This window comes from Prevotella sp. tc2-28, from assembly GCF_900107705.1.
Lineage (GTDB): Bacteria > Bacteroidota > Bacteroidia > Bacteroidales > Bacteroidaceae > Prevotella.
Map to the genome: position 1 here is coordinate 1 of NZ_FNRE01000014.1, position 13,565 is coordinate 13,565.

Consider the following 13,565-nt stretch of genomic DNA (forward strand, 5'->3'; position numbering starts at 1 on the left):
TTTTTGCAAATGTACAGTATAGAATGTAATTATATCATCTTCAGTTATTTACAAAAACATAAAATCTAACACTGAGAGAAATTTGCAAGTTTATTAGAAAATTCTCTATTTTAGAGCAATAACTGCAAGCACCTTATACCACCCCCTTATATCAACTTTAAAGACATTAAAATCAGGATAGTTAGGATTAATAGAATGGCATACTACCTGCTTTTCGTCAATAGTACACGGAAAGACGTTCTTAATGATAATGCCGTTTACTGTGTCAAGGACGAATGTATGTCCCCAATCAATAAAAGCCTTATCGTTTATTTTCTTTAGAAAAACTTTACTTCCGTTAGGAAATTCAGGTGACATAGAGTCTCCAGAAATAGTAATTGCTAAAGTTGCTTCTTTGACAGGGGATATGATTTTCTCGCAATCATACTCCATAACCGAATCTTCAAATTCACTGAGCGTCCCTCCTATTGCTTTTACAGGAAGCAGAGGTATCAACACACCAGAAATATCCGGCTTTAAAGGAATCCTCATTTCGCCTATTCCTTTTTCTATCCACTCTGGATTAACTTGTGCATCTATCTTTTCTTTAATTTCATCCCACACCTCTCTTCTTATGTAACCACCTTGCTGAAACGTATTACGGAAATAAGAGTTAGATTTTCCTATAATAGCTGTTATACCGTTAATAGTAGTATTGTTAGCACTTGCAAACTTGCTAAGTCTGTCCATGAATGCTCTTGTCTGTTCGTCTGTCATAATTCTAAAATTCTATTAATAGTACTTAATTATTATTATATTATTCTCTATTTATTATTAACTTTGATAGTAATTTATTAATTTTGGAGTGAAATTTAATCACTTGCATCATTTCGTTGGTGCAAATTTAATAGTAATTTATGATTTAATATATTAAAAGGTAGTTAAATATGGTTTATAAAAGTAAAATGGAGTATTATCGTGCCGTGATTCAGTTCTATGGCGATTGTATTGCAAAAGGAATGCTTAAAGGAGAAGCGAATAAGGCTACAAGAGAAAAATTCTCTATTGCAAGCCCGGATACTATCTATAAAATCATCCGAAGAGTTGTAAAACGGCGGAGTGACGAAAATATGGGAGGTATGGCAAATGGTTAGTGAAATGCCAAATGTGAAGAAGCAAGGCAAGTATAGTGCAAAAGAAACAGCACTTGCTCTTGGTATAGACCCGAAAACCCTTTGGAGGCATACGCAACTTAACCACATACATTGCGAACGTCGCAAGTGTAATGGCAGACCTGTGTACCTCGGAGAAGAGATCATCCGTTATTGGGGTGCTATGTATTAATAAGGTACGCGTATGAAAAGGGATAGTTATATCTTCTATAGAAACTGGTGGGAAACATTTCGTAACATGCCAAATGAGTTAAGGTTGCAAATATATGATAGTATTATGCAATATGCTTTTGAAAGGAGTATAGACGGAATACCCGTTGTTGCTATGGGGTTTGTAAATATGGCTAAACCTCTCATTGATAAAGATTTTGCTAAATACGAAGCTATCTGTCAGAGAAATAAAGCCAATGGGTTACGTGGAGGCAGACCTAAAACCCAGATAAAACCCAGTGATAACCCAGAAAACCCACTGGGTTCTTTGGGTTCTGTTACGGAAACCCAAAACAACCCAGAGAAACCTTATAATGATAAAATGATAAATGATAATGATATATATAATAAACCTAAAGGTTATGAAAAATTTGATTTCTCATTCCTAGAGGAACCATTTAGAGTTTTGTTCAATAGGTGGCTGGATTACAAGAAAGGTCGTGGAGAGAAATATAAAACACAAGATTCACTTCAAACAGCATTCAGAAAATTAAAGAGTTTAAGCAACGACAACCCTGATGAAGCTGCTGAGATTGTAGAACAAAGTATTGGTAATAACTGGGCAGGCTTATTCGCATTAAAGAATCAGAATAACGGCATAAACACTGGCAAAATACAGAAGGAGGGGTTTGAATGGAAACAATAAGTACTATATATCAGCAAATAAAGGATGGCACGGCAATAATGCCGGTGGAGTTTAAAGTTCTCAACGCAAAGAAGCGGATTCTAAACGGCTTTAAATATTTCTGTGGTGAACACGCTCAGTGGTTGCCAGAGTATCAAAAAGTTGCTGATTGGTTAGAGGACACAAAAGGCAGAGGATTATTCCTTATTGGTTCCAACGGCAGAGGCAAGAGCGTTATAGCGACAAAAATACTGCCCTGGTTCTTTAAGGAGCAAGGTTTCGGATATGAGATATTCCTTGCCAGCGAGATAAATCAACATAAGTCAGAGGTAATGTACCCAAAGATTCTCTGTATAGATGATATAGGAGTAGAGGACACGGCTAATGACTACGGAGAGAAGATAAATGTATTTGCAAAGGTTATGGACGAAGTAGAAAGAAAAAAGAAGATGATTATCATAACATCAAATTTAACACAGATACAGCTTGAAAAGAAATATTCCACAAGAACTATTGATAGAATCAACGGATGTTGCAAAGTAGTAGCATTTAATGGAGAGAGTTTAAGAGGTAAGTTTAACATATAACAAGTACAACAATGACAAGAATCAAATTACAATCAATCGCGATTAACAACTTTAAAGGCATTCGGTTCTTAAAGTTGAATTTTGAGGGCAAAGACTCCACTATTCAAGGAGCTAACGGCTCGGGTAAGACAACTATCTATAAGGCATATTACTGGTGTCTTACAGGTAAGACTATCGAACCTAACGAAACGGTTCAGACTTTGGACCAGGACAATGAAATAGTCCACAAGATAGAAACATCGGTAGAAATGACTCTACTCATTGATGATAGCTATGAAGTCATTCTAAAGAGAACCCTTACAGAGAAATGGAAAGCAAAAGGAATGCCGAATGAAACTTTTGACGGAACGGAGCAGAAGCAATTCTTCAACGAGATTCCTTTTAATAAGAAAGAGTTTGAAGCAAAACTGAACGGGATATGTGATTTAGAGAAATGGATTCTTCTCTCTAATATCAATACTTTTATGCAACTTAAAGCCGACGACCGCCGTAAGATGCTTATCAGTATGGCCGGAGAAGTAAATGAGCAAGAATTAATGAAGCCCTACCCTGCTATTATGAAGGCTATAAATGTAGAGAAGAAGAATATAGAAGAATTACAGAAACAAGTTCTCTCTACTAAGAAGCGTTCTAATGACGAGTTAAAGACCGTTCCGAGCCAGATAGATGCACAGGACAGACTTAAAATAAATGAGGATTTCGAAGCTAAGAAGAAAGAAAAGGGCGTTATTGAACAGCAGATTGCCGATATTGACCGTCAACTTGAAGGTAGTAACGAGGAGTTAGAAGCCGCAAAGAAACATAGAGAGGAAATTCAATCCATCACCGCTAAGATAGCGGAAGCTGAAAAGTCTTGGCGCATCAATTACGATAAAGAGCGAGAGGAAGCCACCAAAGCTCTCTCCAATGCACAATCCGAGTATGATAGCGCATTAAAGAGTAAAGAAACTATTGTTGAAGAGCAAGTAAAGAAAGCAACTAATATTAAATCCTTAGAAGAGGAGTTTGACAAGAAGAAAGAAGAATGGGAGAAAGTTAATCTCACAGTTTACACCGCCGAAACTCTTACCGCTTGCCCTGTATGCGGACACGTCTTTACCAAAGAAGAGAAGATTGCGAAAGGAAATGCGGCAATAGAGCACTTTAACGCCGATAAGTCGGAGAAGTTAAAGAAACTCTTAGAAGAGGCCGGAATGATAAAACAGCAAATAACGGCTCTCACGGGTTCTTATAACGAAGGTAAACAAATTATATTACCGCAAGCCGAAACGCTGTTAGCGTCCAAACAAACCGCCTTAGATGAAAAGAAAAAGGAACTTGAAGCAATTAAAGCGAAGAAAATAGAGGACGATAGCAATATTTCTAAGTTAAAGAGCGAACTTTCAACAGTTGAAAATAAAGTCCCTTCCTCTACAGATAACGGTGATAAGCAATCACTAAGAGATAAGAAGAAAGAACTTACGGAAACTAAAGACGCTCTTACCAAGATACTTGCCGGAGAAGAAACCAACCGACGCATTGAAGAGGAAAAAGAGAAACTTAACAAACGAGCCGAGGAACTTGCTCAGATAGTTGCCGACTGTGATAATACTCTTTATCAGATAATGGAGTACAAGAAATCCAAGATAAGTGCTATTGAAAGCAAAATTAACGGGTTCTTTCAGATAGCACGCTGGAAATTCTTTAAGAAGAATATAACTGACGAAAACTATTCTGAGGTATGCGAATGCTTACATAATGGAGTAGATTATAACTCTACTAACGCTGCCGACAAGATAAACCTCGGAGTGGATATTGTATCAAGTATCGGCAAAGCATACGGAATAGAGGCTCCTGTGTGGGTAGACTTCCGCGAGTCGGTAGCCGACTTGCTGAAAGTCGATAATCAAGTTATATCGCTTGAACACGTAGCAAATGCTACACTTACATTAAATAATTAACATATGAAAGAAGAATGGAAAGACGTAGTAGGCTATGAAGGATTCTATCAAGTATCTAGTATTGGTAGAGTAAGGTCTATGGATAAGAAGATAGGCAATAAAACCTATAAAGGGAGAATGCTTAAAGTTATCAATACTAAGCGTTACAATGTAGTATGCCTATGTTCTAATGGAGTACAGAAGCAAAAATTAGTTCACACTCTAGTAGCGGAGGCATTTATTCCTAACCCTGAAAACAAACCATACGTAGACCATATAGATACTAACATGACAAATAACAAAGTAGATAATCTTCGTTGGGTTACCCCTAAAGAGAATTCTAATAATCCTCTTACTTTGAAGCATCAATCATTAAGCCAAAAAGGTTTAGTGAAAAAGCATTGGCCTTGTTCAGAACAAGCTAAGAAGAATATTGCTTTAGCGAAGTCAAGGCCTGTAAAGTGTTGCGACTTAGAAGGAAATGAAGTTGCACAATTTGACCTCTTAAAAGATGCTGCGAAATTCGCAGGAATATCTATTTTTGCTATCTATCACAATTTACAAGGACAAACAAAGACGGCTGGCGGTTATCGTTGGTCATTAGTAAATAACATTTAAAAACTACAGTATTATGGAAGAAAATCAATTAGTGGTTCAAGAACAGAGCCAAGTAGCAAAGATTAATCTCTTTGCATCAAAAGAGGCATTTGAGTTAGGCCAAAGAATGGCGGCAGTTTTTGCTCAATCAACTCTTGTGCCGAAACAGTATCAGGGTAATATAGGTAACTGTATTATCGGTCTTAATATTGCATCAAGAATGGGTGCCGACCCGTTAATGGTTTTTCAGAATCTCGTTATCGTACACAACGTGCCGACATTTGAAGCTAAGTTTGCTATCGCCTGCTTTAATGCAACGGGCAAGTATACGGCTATCAAGTACAAGACAGTCGGAGATGTGGGCAAGGATACTTACGGTATGCAAGCCTATGCAATAGAGAAAGCCACTGGCGAACTTGTCGAAGGACCCATTATCACTATTGCAATGGCAAAAGCAGAAGGCTGGTACAATCAGAATCCTAAATGGAAGAATATTCCCGACCTTATGCTCCGCTATCGTGCGGCTTCATGGTTTATCCGCACTACTGACCCCGGTGTGATGATGGGCTTCCAGACTCGCGAGGAGGTAGAGGATATTTCGGATGAATTAGAGGAGATTGTCGAAATGCCAACAGATGCTGCACAAGAAGCCGAGCAGAACGCTAACACAGAGCAGATTGTTATCCCTACAACCGTAGAGGAACCAAAAGAACATGATGCTTCTGTCGCAGAACCCGAGAAGAAAGAAGAACCGAAAGAAGAAGAAAAGCCAAAGGCTGCAAAGCCGATGGGCGCATCCGAAACCCCTGAACTCTTTAAGTAAGGATGATGACACTTGATATAATCGATTCAGGCTCCAAAGCTAACGGTTATGTTTTGCACAACGAGAGCGAGGCAATCATAATAGAATGTGGTTGCCCACTCTTGGAGTGTGAAAAGATACTGAATTTTAACATAAGTAAAGTAAAAGCTGTACTTATATCCCACGAACACGGAGACCACGCGAGATTCGCCAAGCAATACGCCTCAAACGCATTAAAAATATGTTCCACAAAAGGAACACTTGACGCTATTGGTATAGACAAAACGTTTAGAAGAGAAATGAGGCTGCTAAGTCTGCATCGCTTTGGAGATTTCCTTGTTATGCCTTTTAAAACGCAGCACGACGCAGTAGACCCTTGTGGCTTCTTAATTGATTGCCCCGATGGAAATAGAATTGTCTTTGCAACTGATACTTACTATCTAAGATATACCTTTCCAAGAGTTAACTATTATATGATAGAATGTAATTACTCCAAAGAAATCTTAAAGAGTAACGTGAAGAACGGGATTATTCATCCTACCGTAGCAAAACGTATCACCGAGAGCCATATGTCCGATGATAGGTGTATGAGTACCCTCATAGCAAATGATTTGTCAGAAACAAAAGGGATAATACTACTGCACGGTTCAAGAGATAATAGTTCAGAGAGGAAACCTCTAATAGATAAGATTCAGAAGATAACAGGTAGAGCCGTTTATATAGCCCAAAAGAAAACAAACTTAACTCTCTTATGAAACAGCAGAAAATAATTAATAAAGTCTATTTTGTTGCCGTTATACAAGACGACAAAGTAAAAGAGATTCTTACTGGCAAGTGTTTGGACGACATAATGTTTAGTATAAAACTTAAATACCGAGTATTTCAAACACAGATAATGGAATATAACGACGAGCACAATATCTACGTCCCTGATGTCAATGAACACTTAATGATGATACGGCGGCAACAACAGAACCATAATTATAAATAATACTTAATTCTAATAAATTATTATTAATTAATTATTATTCTTAATACTTTATTCATAGTATTTTATTAATTTTGGAGTAAAGTTTAACATATAAACCCGACAGCGATGAAAGAGATAAGCATTGACGTAATGGTGTCAGGTGGCACTAAGTACTACGGCACATTAAAGTTCATGTGGGACTTTGGTAAGATTCTTACAGAGAAGAAGGTGCATAGCCTTGTGGTAAGCAAATACCCTACATTGAAGTATGAGAAGTTTACGGTAGCATTTAATAGGTAAAGCGTATGAAGAGTATCAAAGAATTTGCGACAGAGTATGCACAGGACAAGTACCTTCCTGTTCAGACATCCCAAGCAGTAAAAGCAGGTGCAAACTATGTGCTTGATGAAGTTGAGTGTATTCTTGAAGAATACAAGCTTTCGGACTGCGAGGAAATATGTAACGAGTTAATAGCATTGGTTGGACAACTAAAGAAATAAGGTTATGAGTACATTTCCATGCGATATTTGTAATAAATGTGTTAGAACAAAGGTTGTATATCAGACAGTTCTAACGCCTAATGATAGTGAAGAAAAGTGTGAATACGGTTGTACTTTGTACAATATTCCATGTGACACAAACGCTGGTAGTAGATGTAAGTCGGTAAGAAAGTGGTTGAAAAAGAACTATTAAATGAATAAGGCTATGACACAAGAAGAACAATTGGTGATACAAGCAAAAGCAAAAGAATATGCAGAACTGCGTACAGAGCAACTACCTGACTTTATAAAATCTAATGTAGTTCGCGATGCTTTATATTGTGCTTACCTTGAAGGTGCTGGTATTAGAACAAAATGAATTTGAATAACTATGGCAACAATTACAGAAAATAACGAGGTAATGCAAGAAATGAAACAAAATCTTGCACAAAAAATACACGATGATGTTCTTGCTCTTTTGGAAAAATACGAAGAACCTTGCTTGGCTCTTAAAATGAGTATTGACATTGACGCAAGTGTTAAGATTGTACATTATAGTGGAAATGGTAGAAGAAGCAATCCTCCTATGACCATTGCAGAGACTAAAGCAAATTATAGTACACATGGAATAATAAATTGGAACGATTAACTATGGCAACAATTAGAGCATACACGACCATTGAGCAAAGTCGTAAGTTGGCAGAGATACTTACGCTTGAAAGTGCGGATTGCTTTTGGGATTACGATGAACTACAAAAGTATCATCGTATAAATTGGTTTGAAGATGGCTATGACAAAGATGGTCAACTTAGACTTAACAAGAACAATGTTTGTGCTTGGAGTCTTGCAAGTTTGCTTGGTGTTTTGCCAAAAGGAACTAACATAAGTACCCCTGACTCTCTCAATAAAATTAGGTATAGTTGCTGGAACGATTATGATATAACCTATGCAGACAATCCTGTTGATGCTTGCGTGGCTATGATTGAGAAATTACACGAACTTAAAATGTTGTGACTATGGACTACGAAAAGAAAAACAAAGATGCTATTAGCACTATCAAGCAAGCACTTAGACAACTTGCAACGAATGGTGTTCCTGTTGGTAATATAATAGAAGCCATAAAGGATATAGAAGAAAAGTACGCAGAGAGCGAGGGTGAGAGGATAAGGAAACTTCTTATTGAAGCGGTGATTCAAGTTTTGCAAGACCAATATTGTTCTAATAGAGGTGTTTCAAAAGAAAAGGTTCTTGCTTGGCTTGAAAAGCAAGGTCAAACTTTTACCAAGAAAGATGTAGATGATGCTTATCTCAAAGGTGTATGTGATACAAAGCACGAACTTGAAAAGCAAGGTAAGCAGAAGCCTGCTAATGAGGTTGAACATAAGTTTAATGTTGGTGATTTCCTTGTAAGTGATTATTGTATGGGCAAAGTAGTTGAACTTACTAATGACGCTTATCTCTTAGACACAGAACAAGGCATCCCCTTCTCTTGTGAACATAATGCCCATATCTGGACTATCCAAGATGCAAAGGATGGTGATGTGCTTTTTACTTCATCTACAGCAAGCCATGAAACTTTTATATTCAAAGGCATAGATGAAAAGGGTAATACAAAATGCTATTTTTCTTATGATTCTGAAGACGGTTTTAGAGAAGGTATATATCATTTCATTGGTAGGGCAACAAACTGCAAACCAGCAACCAAAGAACAGCGTGACCTATTATTTAAGAAGATGCACGAAGCAGGCTATGAATGGGATGCTGAGAAGAAAGAGTTGAAGAAGATTGAGCAGAAGAAGACTCCCATAGAGGGAGAGTTCCCGTATGATAATCCTTCTGACACCTTAGAGGGTGAGATAGAGAATATATGGGGAAAGTTAAGTAGTGGAGATAGATTCTCTGCCACCAAAGAGGGTTTTCGCGAAGTAATAACCCACTTCGTTAATTATATTAAAGAACAAGATGACTGGAAACTTGTAGAGCAGAAGCCTGCTTGGAGTGAAGAGGACGATATTATGGCACATGATATAGACTATGCTCTCAGGTGTCAGATAACCTACCCAATATCAAGATTACAGTCTATGTCTACTTGGATTAATAATCTTAAAGAAAGAGTGCAACCAAATCCTGCTTGGAGTGAGGAAGACAGAAGAATGCTTATTGGTCTTATTGATGAATTAGATGCAATTATGAATAAGGCAACACCAAATGAAATATCTGTTTATAGTAAGTATGCAAACTGGCTCAATTCCATCAAAGATAGAGTTGGTTGTAAAGTGAATTGCACAACCACAAAACAGAGAAGTGAAGAAATGGGCAAATTGTTTCTTGATGCGATTTCACTACTTAGAGACTATGCAAGTGGTGTCGATAAAAATAGTCAATTAGGGAAGAAGATTGGTAGAGCAGACGCATTCCTTTCAGACCTCTATCACAATGCCTTTTATCCATCTACTCATAATATGAGAGAAGATTTAAGAAAAGCTGAGTGGAGTAAAGAGGATGAATACTATTATGGAATTATTCAGCATATCCTAAATAACGAATGGGTTAAGGAAATTGATGAAGAGAATGCAATTAATTGGTTTAAATCTCTCAAAGAAAGATACATTTGGAAACCGAGTGATGAGCAGATGAAAGCACTTGAACATGCAATTAATTGCTATTCGGGTGTCTCTCCAACTAACACAGAAGAAGTTTATACTCTCGAAATTATGAAAGAGCAATTAAAGAAATTAAGGGAGGAATAGTTATGAAAGCAAACGAATTGATGATTGGTGATTGGGTGGAATGTACTTATTGGACTCCATCAAAGCAACTAAAAGTCGCTGAAATTAGACGGATTATGGATGATGAAATTAAGATAGGTGTTTATTCTGATGATTTGATTTTGATTTTTAGACAGTCAGAAGTGAAGCCAATACCCATAACACCAGAGATTCTTGAAAAGAATGGGTTTATAAATTACACTGATTTCTATATGTGGAAAGAAGAATCGTTAGAACCCATTCATCTTGATAACTATGATGAAGACGGGTGGAGGTTGCGTATAAATTGTGATAACATTCCGTGCGAATGCAAATATGTGCATCAACTCCAGCACGCATTAAGACTTTGTGGGATTGAAAAAGAAATTGTAGTATGAAAAAATTTAGTTATCCTATACCAGAAAGAAAGATAGGTGAAGTGTTTACCTATAATGGCAAAACATACAAAGTAATGGATGCAAGTAAACAGCCATTATATAGAGTAACAAGTGCTGGAGGTAAGCCACTGGGCAAATTTGACATAGGCTGTTGTATAAGAAAGCCTGATACAGGAAATATCGAGAACTTATGTGTCTTTACTGACTATTGTGGAAAGATAAACAAAAGACATATAGGCTACTGTATGGCTCCTTATAGGAAAGACGGTAATACGGTATACTTTGTAGAAGTAAACAAATAAAAAAAGAAACATTATAATTATGGAACAGTTATGAAAGCAACGGAAACAACGATTAAAGTAGAAAAACCTGTGGCATACATTGAGCATAAAGCCACAAAAAGTAGAATACCAGTATATATACCTATTAGTTGGTTTAAGAGGTTTATGTTGCGTTTTTGTTTTGGATTAGAATATAATAAAGCTGAATAGATAGATTATGGATAAAGAGAAATGGCAGTCAATGACTGACGAGCAGAAGACCTCGTATATGAGGAAAGTATTCAAAGAAATGAATATAGGTGACAGTTTTGACTATACTGAATGCCGAAAGCTCTATGAACGTATGACAGAAGAAAAAGGAGGCACTCATGGAGTATATCACAATCCTTGTATCGTTCTTGAATTGTTTGACCCTATTATGGCTCCTGCTATCTTGGGTTGGATGTATTGTAACTTTGACGATAATGGTGACTGTGCAGGATATGGAAAGGGAAGCCCAGCACCACTATTCGGATATAATATGGTTGAACTGACTTTCGATAAGGGTACGCTTATGGGATTTTCTGATTCAGAAAAGCAAATACTGCGTGAGGCTATAAGTATTATTGGAGAAAAAACAAAGCAGAAAGGAGAAGAGGCATGAAGGTGGAAACAGAAGATAAATGTCTTAAACCGACTAAATGTTTTTGGTATCACGAGAAAGATAATGAATGTTATGTATCACCTTATGAGGGATGTATAAGAAATAAAGCACAGAAAGGAGAATAGCGTATGGATATGATATACATAGCAATAATAATGCACGCAACAATTCTAAGCAGTGCAATCATAGCAGCAAGTTATATATTAAGAAAGTAAGCGTATGACAAACAAAGAAGCAATAAAATTCTTACAGCAACTCTATCCAAACGGTGGTCACTGTTGGCTTGATGAACAGAGAATAGAAGCTATTGGCATGGCTGTAAAAGCTTTGCAAGAAGAGCCTGTCGCACCCAAAGTACTGAAAGACATACTTAATGCAAAAACTGCCGCTGAAAGCCTCGGTATCTCACAGGAAGAGCATGACAGGATTGTTGATGAACTTATCTATGGCAAAGAGCCAGAGTTGGTAGATGTAGATGATTTGCCAGAAGAAGAGCCTGTAAGCGAGGACTTGAAAACAGAACTCAACAAGTATATCAAAGACTATTTTACTATTGACACAGAACAACTTGATAGGTTTGGTATTGAAGAGAAGGACTATATTTATTCGATGGACAAGAGTGATATGCTTGCGTTGGCTGAACATTTCACTAACTGGCAGAAATCAAATCTTTGGAAACCTGCCGATGGAGAGGATTTGCCAGAGTATGACAGAGAGGTTATAGCCTTGATTAAGTATAATGCACAGCACAATATCCATGATGAGGAATATCCTACTTATAGAGTTGGATTTGGTCATAGACCAGACCCTAAAGGATGGGATGGCAAGAGTGTTACCACAGGACAGGTAGAGCACTATACGCCTAAGACCTATGACAAAGGTGATTGGAATATTCCAGATATTGTTTATTGGTTAGATGTTGAACTTCCAAAAGAAATAGAACTATGAGTAAAGCAGAAGAATTTATACAGGACTACACAAGGAATTGTAGCAATGAATTTGAACCACAAAAAGCCCCACCATCAGTTTACAATCCTTGGCTAACACCAAATGAAGCAAGAAAGGCTGTGGAGATTGCAAGGGAAGAAGTGATTGAAAAGGCTTGTGAGTATCTTGACTTACATTGTAATGAGGTAAAGACTGAAGACAATGGCATAGCTGGCTGGATTGATAATGAGTTTATTGATAACTTTAGAAAAGCAATGAGAAATGAGATACAAGATAAAGTACAAAGACCTCATAAGAAAATTTAAGCCTTTTGCAGATAATAAGGTGGTTATGGTAGCTTCTAATGGAGAAGTATCTTTCTATGATGAAGAAGGAATGTTTCGTATCACACACCTTGTAGAGAAAGATGATGGAGAACTTGTAAGGGTAGTAGAGGATAATGAATTATGAGCAAAGAAAACAAACACATCTACACGCTTGAACTAACAGAGCGTCAGGCGAAACTACTGTCGTATGCCTGTGACCAGTTCACACGGCTAATACAAGGGCAAGACAATGCCTTTCAAGACCTCTTTGAGGAAGCCTGGGAGAAAAGGGCGTTACTACACGCAGGAGATAGTATGCACAAGGAATGGGATGGTGGCTGGTATAATATGCGCCACGAAGCGGAGAAGATAGCCAACGACATCAAGAAACGTTTCTGGGGACTTGATAGGCAAACGCTCAACGGAATACACTATGACGATACTGCGGACATCCTTTGGGATATTCATCGCGTTCTTAGACATCAGTTCTACTTAGACAGAGGCGACACGTCTATTGCTACCGTGGATAGCGAGAACCCGACAAGTTCCGTCGGTTCTGAGCCGCTTTCTATTGTTAGACGGGCAGATATACCAACCGAGGACTTAAAAGCTGATATCGCCCGTTTGTATGCCGAAATCGACAAGTGTATCAGTGACCTCGTAGTAGCGAGAGGCAAACGTGATGACAAAGGCATATCCGATGCCCATTGGAAAATGGAGTCTCTTATGGTAAAAGCGCAACAAGAGTTTCAGGTTATTTACGAATTCTTAAGCAAATGAATATGGAAGCAAAAGAATTTAGGTCAGTAGGCAAGATGTACAAGAAGATTGCGGGCAAACGATACAGACTACCGCGAAAGGTCAAAAAACGCTTCAAGACCAATATGTGCAAGCATGGTTTGG

General features: G+C 37.7%; 21 protein-coding genes. 20 read left to right on the plus strand and 1 reads right to left on the minus strand.

The window, feature by feature from the left end; genetic code table 11:
• Nucleotides 1–105: 105 nt before the first annotated feature.
• Entirely contained in the window at nucleotides 106–756 is a 651-nt protein-coding gene (locus BLU47_RS11740; RefSeq protein WP_091962902.1) for a S24 family peptidase, read from the minus strand.
• Nucleotides 757–926: 170 nt separating this feature from the next.
• Between BLU47_RS11740 and BLU47_RS11745 the strand changes: the two genes are divergently transcribed.
• The 20 genes from BLU47_RS11745 (at nucleotide 927) to BLU47_RS11830 (ending at nucleotide 13,442) form a co-directional block, all read left to right on the plus strand.
• Nucleotides 927–1,133, plus strand: coding sequence for a hypothetical protein (locus BLU47_RS11745; RefSeq protein ID WP_091962906.1), 207 nt, complete (start codon nucleotides 927–929; stop codon nucleotides 1,131–1,133).
• 202 nt (nucleotides 1,134–1,335) lie between these two features.
• Nucleotides 1,336–2,007, plus strand: a complete 672-nt coding sequence (locus BLU47_RS11750; protein ID WP_091962909.1) for a DUF6291 domain-containing protein — start codon at nucleotides 1,336–1,338, stop codon at nucleotides 2,005–2,007.
• Nucleotides 1,995–2,573, plus strand: coding sequence for an nSTAND3 domain-containing NTPase (locus BLU47_RS11755; RefSeq protein ID WP_091962911.1), 579 nt, complete (start codon nucleotides 1,995–1,997; stop codon nucleotides 2,571–2,573). Before BLU47_RS11750 ends, BLU47_RS11755 begins: the two co-directional genes overlap by 13 nt.
• 11 nt (nucleotides 2,574–2,584) lie before the next feature.
• Nucleotides 2,585–4,513 (plus strand): AAA family ATPase, encoded by a 1,929-nt coding sequence (locus BLU47_RS11760; protein WP_091962914.1) that lies wholly within the window; start codon nucleotides 2,585–2,587, stop codon nucleotides 4,511–4,513.
• A 3-nt stretch (nucleotides 4,514–4,516) separates the two neighbouring features.
• A complete protein-coding gene (locus BLU47_RS11765) occupies nucleotides 4,517–5,110 on the plus strand; it encodes an NUMOD4 domain-containing protein (protein ID WP_091962916.1) in 594 nt (197 codons plus the stop codon).
• A gap of 13 nt (nucleotides 5,111–5,123) precedes the next feature.
• Nucleotides 5,124–5,912 carry a hypothetical protein gene (locus tag BLU47_RS11770; protein WP_091962919.1) on the plus strand — a complete coding sequence of 263 codons (789 nt, stop codon included), beginning with the start codon at nucleotides 5,124–5,126 and terminating at the stop codon, nucleotides 5,910–5,912.
• A 2-nt stretch (nucleotides 5,913–5,914) separates the two neighbouring features.
• The gene (locus BLU47_RS11775; RefSeq protein WP_091962922.1) at nucleotides 5,915–6,646 is read left to right on the plus strand and encodes an MBL fold metallo-hydrolase; all 732 of its coding nucleotides are present in this window, start codon (nucleotides 5,915–5,917) and stop codon (nucleotides 6,644–6,646) included.
• A gap of 341 nt (nucleotides 6,647–6,987) precedes the next feature.
• Nucleotides 6,988–7,161 (plus strand): hypothetical protein, encoded by a 174-nt coding sequence (locus tag BLU47_RS14840; RefSeq protein WP_176780572.1) that lies wholly within the window; start codon nucleotides 6,988–6,990, stop codon nucleotides 7,159–7,161.
• Nucleotides 7,162–7,166: 5 nt separating this feature from the next.
• Nucleotides 7,167–7,361: a hypothetical protein gene (locus BLU47_RS11785; protein ID WP_091962928.1), complete on the plus strand. Its 195-nt coding sequence runs from the start codon at nucleotides 7,167–7,169 to the stop codon at nucleotides 7,359–7,361.
• Nucleotides 7,362–7,566: 205 nt separating this feature from the next.
• On the plus strand, nucleotides 7,567–7,719 hold the full coding sequence (locus BLU47_RS14845) for a hypothetical protein (RefSeq protein WP_176780573.1): 153 nt from the start codon (nucleotides 7,567–7,569) through the stop codon (nucleotides 7,717–7,719).
• A gap of 12 nt (nucleotides 7,720–7,731) precedes the next feature.
• The gene (locus BLU47_RS11790; RefSeq protein ID WP_091962930.1) at nucleotides 7,732–7,989 is read left to right on the plus strand and encodes a hypothetical protein; all 258 of its coding nucleotides are present in this window, start codon (nucleotides 7,732–7,734) and stop codon (nucleotides 7,987–7,989) included.
• Nucleotides 7,990–7,991: 2 nt separating this feature from the next.
• Entirely contained in the window at nucleotides 7,992–8,354 is a 363-nt protein-coding gene (locus BLU47_RS11795; RefSeq protein WP_091962933.1) for a hypothetical protein, read from the plus strand.
• Nucleotides 8,355–8,356: 2 nt separating this feature from the next.
• Nucleotides 8,357–10,090 (plus strand): hypothetical protein, encoded by a 1,734-nt coding sequence (locus BLU47_RS11800; protein WP_091962935.1) that lies wholly within the window; start codon nucleotides 8,357–8,359, stop codon nucleotides 10,088–10,090.
• Between the two features lie 2 nt (nucleotides 10,091–10,092).
• Nucleotides 10,093–10,485 carry a hypothetical protein gene (locus BLU47_RS11805; protein WP_091962938.1) on the plus strand — a complete coding sequence of 131 codons (393 nt, stop codon included), beginning with the start codon at nucleotides 10,093–10,095 and terminating at the stop codon, nucleotides 10,483–10,485.
• Nucleotides 10,482–10,787, plus strand: coding sequence for a hypothetical protein (locus tag BLU47_RS11810; protein WP_091962940.1), 306 nt, complete (start codon nucleotides 10,482–10,484; stop codon nucleotides 10,785–10,787). Before BLU47_RS11805 ends, BLU47_RS11810 begins: the two co-directional genes overlap by 4 nt.
• A gap of 30 nt (nucleotides 10,788–10,817) precedes the next feature.
• Nucleotides 10,818–10,976 (plus strand): hypothetical protein, encoded by a 159-nt coding sequence (locus BLU47_RS14850; protein ID WP_176780574.1) that lies wholly within the window; start codon nucleotides 10,818–10,820, stop codon nucleotides 10,974–10,976.
• Nucleotides 10,977–10,983: 7 nt separating this feature from the next.
• Nucleotides 10,984–11,409 (plus strand): hypothetical protein, encoded by a 426-nt coding sequence (locus BLU47_RS11815; RefSeq protein WP_091962943.1) that lies wholly within the window; start codon nucleotides 10,984–10,986, stop codon nucleotides 11,407–11,409.
• A gap of 219 nt (nucleotides 11,410–11,628) precedes the next feature.
• Nucleotides 11,629–12,357 carry a hypothetical protein gene (locus BLU47_RS11820; protein ID WP_091962946.1) on the plus strand — a complete coding sequence of 243 codons (729 nt, stop codon included), beginning with the start codon at nucleotides 11,629–11,631 and terminating at the stop codon, nucleotides 12,355–12,357.
• A complete protein-coding gene (locus BLU47_RS11825) occupies nucleotides 12,354–12,662 on the plus strand; it encodes a hypothetical protein (protein ID WP_091962948.1) in 309 nt (102 codons plus the stop codon). The genes BLU47_RS11820 and BLU47_RS11825 overlap by 4 nt, the downstream gene beginning before the upstream one ends.
• A gap of 141 nt (nucleotides 12,663–12,803) precedes the next feature.
• Entirely contained in the window at nucleotides 12,804–13,442 is a 639-nt protein-coding gene (locus BLU47_RS11830; protein WP_091962951.1) for a hypothetical protein, read from the plus strand.
• The last annotated feature ends 123 nt before the right edge of the window (nucleotides 13,443–13,565 follow it).

Excerpts from the sequence above, each read along its gene's own strand:
- BLU47_RS11740 (WP_091962902.1), bottom strand. The coding sequence starts at position 756 with ATGACAGACGAACAGACAAGAGCATTCATGGACAGACTTAGCAAGTTT.
- BLU47_RS11745 (WP_091962906.1), top strand. The coding sequence starts at position 927 with ATGGTTTATAAAAGTAAAATGGAGTATTATCGTGCCGTGATTCAGTTC.
- BLU47_RS11750 (WP_091962909.1), top strand. The coding sequence starts at position 1,336 with ATGAAAAGGGATAGTTATATCTTCTATAGAAACTGGTGGGAAACATTT.
- BLU47_RS11755 (WP_091962911.1), top strand. The coding sequence starts at position 1,995 with ATGGAAACAATAAGTACTATATATCAGCAAATAAAGGATGGCACGGCA.
- BLU47_RS11760 (WP_091962914.1), top strand. The coding sequence starts at position 2,585 with ATGACAAGAATCAAATTACAATCAATCGCGATTAACAACTTTAAAGGC.
- BLU47_RS11765 (WP_091962916.1), top strand. The coding sequence starts at position 4,517 with ATGAAAGAAGAATGGAAAGACGTAGTAGGCTATGAAGGATTCTATCAA.
- BLU47_RS11770 (WP_091962919.1), top strand. The coding sequence starts at position 5,124 with ATGGAAGAAAATCAATTAGTGGTTCAAGAACAGAGCCAAGTAGCAAAG.
- BLU47_RS11775 (WP_091962922.1), top strand. The coding sequence starts at position 5,915 with ATGATGACACTTGATATAATCGATTCAGGCTCCAAAGCTAACGGTTAT.
- BLU47_RS14840 (WP_176780572.1), top strand. The coding sequence starts at position 6,988 with ATGAAAGAGATAAGCATTGACGTAATGGTGTCAGGTGGCACTAAGTAC.
- BLU47_RS11785 (WP_091962928.1), top strand. The coding sequence starts at position 7,167 with ATGAAGAGTATCAAAGAATTTGCGACAGAGTATGCACAGGACAAGTAC.
- BLU47_RS14845 (WP_176780573.1), top strand. The coding sequence starts at position 7,567 with ATGACACAAGAAGAACAATTGGTGATACAAGCAAAAGCAAAAGAATAT.
- BLU47_RS11790 (WP_091962930.1), top strand. The coding sequence starts at position 7,732 with ATGGCAACAATTACAGAAAATAACGAGGTAATGCAAGAAATGAAACAA.
- BLU47_RS11795 (WP_091962933.1), top strand. The coding sequence starts at position 7,992 with ATGGCAACAATTAGAGCATACACGACCATTGAGCAAAGTCGTAAGTTG.
- BLU47_RS11800 (WP_091962935.1), top strand. The coding sequence starts at position 8,357 with ATGGACTACGAAAAGAAAAACAAAGATGCTATTAGCACTATCAAGCAA.
- BLU47_RS11805 (WP_091962938.1), top strand. The coding sequence starts at position 10,093 with ATGAAAGCAAACGAATTGATGATTGGTGATTGGGTGGAATGTACTTAT.
- BLU47_RS11810 (WP_091962940.1), top strand. The coding sequence starts at position 10,482 with ATGAAAAAATTTAGTTATCCTATACCAGAAAGAAAGATAGGTGAAGTG.
- BLU47_RS14850 (WP_176780574.1), top strand. The coding sequence starts at position 10,818 with ATGAAAGCAACGGAAACAACGATTAAAGTAGAAAAACCTGTGGCATAC.
- BLU47_RS11815 (WP_091962943.1), top strand. The coding sequence starts at position 10,984 with ATGGATAAAGAGAAATGGCAGTCAATGACTGACGAGCAGAAGACCTCG.
- BLU47_RS11820 (WP_091962946.1), top strand. The coding sequence starts at position 11,629 with ATGACAAACAAAGAAGCAATAAAATTCTTACAGCAACTCTATCCAAAC.
- BLU47_RS11825 (WP_091962948.1), top strand. The coding sequence starts at position 12,354 with ATGAGTAAAGCAGAAGAATTTATACAGGACTACACAAGGAATTGTAGC.
- BLU47_RS11830 (WP_091962951.1), top strand. The coding sequence starts at position 12,804 with ATGAGCAAAGAAAACAAACACATCTACACGCTTGAACTAACAGAGCGT.